This window comes from Aeromonas molluscorum 848 (assembly GCF_000388115.1).
GTDB lineage: Bacteria > Pseudomonadota > Gammaproteobacteria > Enterobacterales > Aeromonadaceae > Aeromonas > Aeromonas molluscorum.
The window spans coordinates 1-6,789 of record NZ_AQGQ01000197.1 but is presented as its reverse complement, the minus strand read 5'-3'; the positions used below and the strand labels follow the sequence as shown (position 1 = coordinate 6,789).

Genomic DNA, 6,789 nt, shown 5'->3' with positions numbered 1-6,789 from the left:
CCCCGGGCGTACGCCGGCACGACGGCCCCCAGCCAACTTGCTGCCCCCCAGCCGCTTCCCAGCGCTGACTCAGCTGCTCGCTTCTCACCGCCAGCTCAGGATGATGATGTTGGTGGGCGGCCAGCTGACGAGTCAGTTCGGCTCGCTCTATCTCCCCTTGCATCTGCTGACGGTTGAGCTGCTCCCACGCGAGATCCAACTGGCGAACCCGTTCGCTCTGGGAAGCCAGGATACCCGTGACTTGAGGCTGGCTCTGGCTGTATGGGTGATCTTCCGCACCGCAGAGCGGGCACGGGACGCCCTCCTCGAGGACATGGCGATGCTGATCGAAATTGGCCACGGCGCGGGTCTGCTCAAGGGCATGGCGCGCCTCATCACGCTGGGCGACCAGCCTTGCCAGCGCGGGCTCCCGCTCCCCATGCTGCACGGCCAACCGGTCCAGCTGCTGCTCGATCATGCTTGTTTCTTGCTGCAAGCGCGCCTGCTGCTCGCTGTGGTTGCGGCCCGTCTGTGCCAGATCCAGCAGTTGATGCACCCGCGCCAACTGCTCGGTGCGGGATTGACGAAGCTCCTGCGCCCCGGCGACCTGAGCGTCCCACTCCTGCGCCTGCAGTTCATCGTGCTGCCGTTGCAAGCTTGCCCGCTCCTGCTGCCAGTGGTCACGCTCCTGTTGCCCCTGCTCCAGATGGCTATTGAGGTCGAGCAGGGTCTGACTGCGCCGGGCACGGCTTTGAGTCAGCTGTTGCAGCTGCACCTTGCTGTCGGCCCAGTCCTGCATCGCGGCCAGCAGGGGTTGCCACTGGCGGGCCAAGGGGGCCAGCGTCTTGCGCTCCTCGAGCCAGCTCGCCCGCAGCTGGCGGCGCGTGTCAAGGGAGGTCACCTGCTCGCCCTGCAGCCGCCACTCCTGCTGTAGCTGAAGTTGCAGCGCGCGCGCCTGCACGCCCTGCTGCTGGATCTCTTGCAACTGTCCGGCCTTCTCCCGGATACGGGTATCGAGATCTTGCGCCTGCTTGAGGACGGGTTGCAGCTCACGCCACTGGCGCTCGGCGGCCTGCCTGTCGGCCAAGGCTTGCTGCTCGCGCTGCGCGGCTTGCTGCTGTTCCCGCTCGGCCCGTTCAAGTTCGGGGCCCAGTTGAGCGATGAGCCGCCTCTGCTGCTCGGCCTCCTGGCCAAGGCGAGTCAGTTCATCATGGTCGGCGCGAGCCCCCTGGGCCTGCTCGGCAAGGCTAAACTCCGCCCGCACGGGGGGCCGCCTCGGCGTGGGCCTGCGCCGCGCCAGCCAGCGCCGCCTCCCCCTCCTGGCACGCCAGGCTCTGGGCGGCGATACGCGCATTGAGATCGCGCAGCGCCTGCAACAACTGCCGGGCCTGCTGCGCCTGACTGAGTTGAACGGCTCCCTGTTGCTGACGAGAGAGCCACTCTGCGCGGGTCTGCTCATCCATCAGAGTGAGATCGCCGAGTCGCTCGCTCAGGGTTGCCAGCGTCTGCAGCTCCCCCCTGGCGCGCTCATAGGTCTGCACCGAGATAGCCGAGTAGAGCTCGGTGCCCGTCATGCGTTCGAGCAGGGCGGAGCGTTCGTTGGCGTCAGACTTGAGGAAGGCGGCAAACTCCCCCTGGGGCAGGATCACGGCACGGCGGAACTGCTCCCAGGAGAGCCCCACCAACTCATCGATCCGCTCTTGCAGCTCGCGCTTGCTGCCAGAAAAAAGCTGGCCGCTGGTCAAATCGGTAAGGGATCGATCCTGGGGCTGGAAACGGCCCTCAGCCCGGTTGCGAGCCCGGCGCACCGTCCAGCGGGCGAGATAGGCACGACCATCGCAGCCACGAAAGCGCACCTCGGCAAAGCCGTTGGCATGACCGCGACTCAGGATGCCGCGCACGTCATTGGCCTTGAGTTTCTCCTCGTCATCCTGACGGCCTACTTCGGCCACATTTTTACGATTGGCGACAAAACGGGGCATCTCGTCATAGAGCGCCAGACAGATGGCATCGAGCAGGGTGCTCTTGCCGGCGCCCGTATTGCCGGTAATGGCAAACAGGCCGGCAGCGCCCAGGGCATCCTTGTCAAAATCGATGTGAAAAGCCTGGGTCAGGCTGGCCAGGTTCTCCCCTGCCAGGGATAAGATCTTCATGACTTCGCCTCCCTGACCTGAGTGAGGATCTCGTCGAAGGAGGCGAGCAGCGCCTCGCTTGGTTCCCCTTCGAACTGACGTTGATAGCAGAGGCTAAAGACTTCCTGAGGCGCGATGTCATCCAGGCGCCGCCGCTGGCCGCCATCGGCCAGCCCCTGCCCGCTGCCCTGATAGCGGGTGCTGATCTTGGCCAGGCGTACCGGCTTGCCCGCCAGAGCGGCGAGGATGCGCTCGCGAATGCGAGCCTCTGGCTTGGGTAGCAGCAGCCTCACCTCCAGGAATGGCTGCGCCTGCTGGGGGGCATCGGCCAGATCCAGTGCGGCTATGGCATCCAGGGCGGCACTCAGCTCGCTCTCGGGCAGTCGTATCATCTCGACACTGCGCGGCACCAATATGGGTTCTACCGCCACCAGCTTGCCGGCCTCCAGCGTGACTTCCAGCACCTGGTGACGGTAGTTGGCCTCATTGAGCGAAAGGGGAAGCGGCGAGCCGCTGTAATGCACCCCAGGCGCCAGGCGCTGGGCCAGATGCAGATGCCCCAGCGCCGTGTAATCGGCACCGGCAAAAATGTCGGCAGGCAAGGCATGCTGATTGCCACCAAGCACCCGCCGCTCGGACAGTTCGGAGAGCTGCCCCGCCGCCAGATAGGCATGTCCCATGGCAACCAGAGCCTGCTCGGTTTCGCAGCGAGCCCGTCCCTCGGCCAGCAGCTCATCATAGATCTGGCGCACCCCTTCAATCAGCCTGTCCTGCCCCTCCCCCAGGGCCTCGGGTCTGAGGTCGCTGCTGCGCAAGAAAGGCACGGCGGCGCACCAGGCGGCCACCTTGCCGTCATGGTCATGCAGCGGCACCAGCAGGCGATCCGTCTCGAGCGCGCCGTTCTCATCCCGGCTGATGCTGCCCACCAGATGCAGGTTGAAGGCACGCAGCAGCTCGTGGGGAGCATCCAGCTTGGAGGGAGAGTCGTGGTTGCCACCGACCAGCACCAGGTTGAGCCTGGGCATATCGGCGCGCAATCTTGCCAGAAAGCCATAAAGCTGCTGCCAGGCGCTGGCGGGGGGATTGGCGGTATCGAACAGATCGCCTGCCACCAGCAGGGCATCTATCTGCCGCGTCTTGATGGTCTCGGCCAACCAGTCGAGGAAGGCGTCATGCTCGAAACGGCGCTCATGGCCATGGAGTTGATGGCCCAGATGCCAATCGGCGGTATGCAGGATTTTCATGGAGTTGCGGCTCAATTAAGCGAAGGCGTCAGGCGCCCATATTGACGTCATGGTGCCTTAGCCCATGCCTGCTCGGCAAGGGCAGGACTCAAGGGTGCCATAAAGAAAAACGGCTCAAGCCCCGAACCAGTGCATCCGGTATTGGCCATGTCCGGTCAGGGGATCCGGTTCCTCGCCATCGATGACGAAGCCATGCTGACGATAAAAACGCACCGCCGGGTCGTTCTCGGTGAAGACTCTGGCATGGAGGCTGGTGACCTGAGTCTTGGCATTTTGCAGCAAGGCATGGCCTATGCCTCGCCTCTGGCTATCCGGGCGAACAAACAGGGCGGCCAGATAGTCATCGACCAGGGCGATGAACCCCTGCAACTCGCCATCGTCTTCATAGACCCACACCTCGGCTCTGGTCAGGTAGCGGCTGCGCAGCAGTTCCTGAGCCTGCCACCAGACGGAAGCATCGACAAAATCGTGGGACTGTAGGGAAGCCAGCAACCAGATATCCAAAATGGCATCCATGTCCTGCGCCCGACTCGCTCTGAGCATATCTTCATCCTTATCCGTCAGCCAACTCTGGCAGTCTAGGAGACCTCGTCTGCCCCTTGTTCGGCCAGCACCCAGGCCTGTGAGCGCCGTCCGATTTTTCTCACCGGAGTGATTGGTCGATCACAAAGCGCCGCTTTGCAGTACAATGCCCGCCGGACAATCTTTACGACCGAGGACGCCATGTGGTTTAAAAACCTGCAGATTTATCGCTTTACCCGCCCCTTCGAGCTGAGTGTCGACGAGCTGGAGACCCAGCTTGAGGCCTGCGCCTTTACCCCCTGTGGCAGCCAGGACATCTCCCGGTTCGGTTGGGTCAAGCCCCTCGGCAAGTTCGGTGCCACCCTGACCCACTCGGCCGCTGGCCACATCCTCCTTTGCGCCCGCAAAGAAGAGAAGATGCTGCCCGGCAACGTGGTCAAAGAGATGCTGGCCGAGAAGGTGGAAGCGATCGAATTCGAGCAGGGCCGCGCCCTGAAGAAGAAAGAGAAGGAGGCACTGAAGGAAGAGATAATGCACACCCTGCTGCCTCGCGCCTTCAGCCGCACCAGCCAGACCTTCGCCTGGATAAACCCGGCCGACAACCTGATGGTGGTCGATGCAGGCTCCGCCAAGAAGGCGGACGATCTGCTGGCCCTGCTGCGCAAGAGCATAGGCACGCTGCCTGTGGTGCCGGTGGCCCTCAAGAATCCGCCTGAAATCACCATGACCGAGTGGCTCAGCGAGGGGAACCTGCCCGCCCCCTTCACCCTGGAAGATGAAGCGGAGCTGCGCAGCGCCATGGAACATGGTGGCATCATCCGCTGCAAGCAGCAGGATCTGATGACTGACGAGATCAAGAATCACCTCGCCAACGACAAGCTGGTCACCAAGCTGGCGTTGAACTGGAGCGAGACCCTGAGCTTCGTGCTCGGCGACGATCTCTCCATCAAGCGCCTCAAGTTCAGCGAAGAGTTGCGCGAGCAGAATGATGACGTGACCAGCGAGGATCCGGCCGCCCGTCTGGATGCCGACTTCGCCCTGGTCACCGCCGAGCTGGCCCAGTTCATCCCGGCACTGTTCGCGGTACTAGGTGGCGAAGAGCAATCTATCTAAGCACCTGCCTGCGTGTGAACAAATGTAAAAAAACCGCCGAGGGCGGTTTTTTTACATTTGTCATCAATTATTCCTGGCCACCATGTCCAGATTCAGAGAGCGCCGCGATCCTGCAACAAGCCATGGAGCCGCTCGGCCAGCACCGCGTACCCCTTGCCATTGAGGTGCACCATATCGGACTTGAGATCGGGACTGCGCAGCAGCTCGCCTATGCTGCTGTCATCCAGCACCAGCTGATAACGTTCAGCCAATTCGCCATAGAGAGGAGCCCCGTCGCTCAACAACGACTTGCGCGGCACGGCCACCAGCAACAGCTGAGCACCGCTGCCCTGCACCGCCTCTATCATGGCGGCGAGATTGGCCTTGAGCGCAGACTCGCCGCTGTTTCGCAAGATGTCATTGCCCCCCTCCAGCAGGATCACCAGGCCGGGTCTGTGCTCTGCCAGCAAGGCCGGTAGCCGTGCTCTGCCCGCCTGGCTCAGCTCCCCCGATACCCCGGCGTTGATGACAGTGTGGCCACTGAGGTTCGCCAGCACGCTGGGGTAGCTCTGCGAGGGGCTCGCACCCCGTCCCTCGGTCAGACTGTCCCCAAAGGCCAGTATGGTTTCCCCGGCCATCAGGGGCCTGAACTGGGGATCACCACAACCGGCTAACAGCAGGCAGAGCACTGCTATCACGCCTCTTCTCATCCTCTCCTCCCTGGTCGCCACCATGCTCGTTCATTGATAGATTTGTAAGCATTTGAGTATAAAGACAAACTTTCCATGGAGCCTCACTTGTGTCACATTCTTTATCCCTGTAGGAAAAACAGACAAGGAGTGTGTCATGTCCCTCAAACCCCTCAGCCTGCTGGTCGCCCTCGGCCTGCTCGCCGGTTGCGCCTCTCAGGAAGCCTTCCATTACGCGGTGCCCCCCCAGACCCTGCTCGCCCCGGAGGCCGCCAGTGGCTGGACCGACAAGCAGGGCTGGCAAGGCAAATCCTTCATGGTCGCCGCCGCCAACCCGCTGGCGGTGGATGCCGGTTATCAGGTGATCAAGGCGGGTGGATCGGCGGTGGATGCCGCCATCGCCGTGCAATTGGTACTGACCTTGGTCGAGCCGCAATCCTCCGGCATTGGGGGTGGCTCCCTCATGCTGGTCTGGAATGGTAAACAGGTCAGCGCCGTGGATGGCCGGGAGACAGCGCCGGCTGCCGCCACCGATCAACTCTTCATGAAAGATGGCAAGCCGATGGCCTTCTATGAGGGGGTCGTCGGCGGACGCTCGGTCGGGGTGCCCGGCACGGTACGCGCCTTGGCCCTGGCCCATCAGCAGTATGGCAAGCTGCCCTGGGCCAGCCTGTTCGAGCCGGCCATCATGCTGGCCGAACAGGGCTTTGCCATCAGTCCACGCCTGGCGTCTCTGCTGGCCAAGGAGCCCTATCTTGCCAAGGATGATGACGCCCGCGCCTACTTCTATCGGGCCGATGGCACGCCCAAGACGGCAGGTACTCATCTCACCAACCCGGCCCTGGCCAAGGTGCTGCGCACCCTCGCCAGCGAGGGGGCTGACGCCTTCTATCGCGGCCCGCTGGCCGAGGCGATGGTTGCCAAGGTGCATCAGCACCCGGAGAACCCCGGGGTACTGGCCGCCAGCGATCTCGCCAGCTACAAGGCCAAGCTCAGGGACGGTCTCTGCTTCGATTATCGCCAGAGTGAGGTGTGCGGCTTTCCGACCCCCTCCTCCGGCACCTTGGCACTAGGGCAAATTTTCGGCATGCTGGAGAGCCGCGACATGGCGGCTCTCAAGCCCGTGCAGGG

Annotated in this window: 5 protein-coding genes and 1 pseudogene; 2 read left to right on the top strand and 4 right to left on the bottom strand. The window is 63.1% G+C overall.

The features are described 5' to 3' along the window. The 3 genes and pseudogenes from G113_RS18100 to G113_RS18090 form a co-directional block, all read right to left on the bottom strand. A pseudogene (locus G113_RS18100) lies at positions 1–2,132 on the bottom strand (AAA family ATPase); the annotation flags it as partial. Next, positions 2,129–3,355 (bottom strand): exonuclease SbcCD subunit D, encoded by a 1,227-nt coding sequence (locus tag G113_RS18095; protein ID WP_005908257.1) that lies wholly within the window; start codon positions 3,353–3,355, stop codon positions 2,129–2,131. The gene G113_RS18095 and the pseudogene G113_RS18100, both read right to left, overlap by 4 nt. A 114-nt stretch (positions 3,356–3,469) precedes the next feature. After that, the gene (locus tag G113_RS18090) at positions 3,470–3,898 is read right to left on the bottom strand and encodes an N-acetyltransferase (protein ID WP_005908255.1); all 429 of its coding nucleotides are present in this window, start codon (positions 3,896–3,898) and stop codon (positions 3,470–3,472) included. Between the two features lie 180 nt (positions 3,899–4,078). On the opposite strand from G113_RS18090, the gene rdgC reads away from it, so the two are divergent. Further along, complete coding sequence (rdgC, locus tag G113_RS18085; protein ID WP_005908254.1) at positions 4,079–4,990, top strand: recombination-associated protein RdgC; 912 nt, start codon at positions 4,079–4,081, stop codon at positions 4,988–4,990. 92 nt (positions 4,991–5,082) lie between these two features. Here the strand turns inward: rdgC and G113_RS18080 are convergent, their stop codons facing one another. Further along, positions 5,083–5,679 (bottom strand): GDSL-type esterase/lipase family protein, encoded by a 597-nt coding sequence (locus G113_RS18080; RefSeq protein WP_040319368.1) that lies wholly within the window; start codon positions 5,677–5,679, stop codon positions 5,083–5,085. 136 nt (positions 5,680–5,815) lie between these two features. On the opposite strand from G113_RS18080, the gene G113_RS18075 reads away from it, so the two are divergent. After that, positions 5,816–6,789, top strand: a 974-nt coding sequence (locus G113_RS18075; protein WP_005908251.1) for a gamma-glutamyltransferase, incomplete at its 3' end; no start/stop codon positions are given.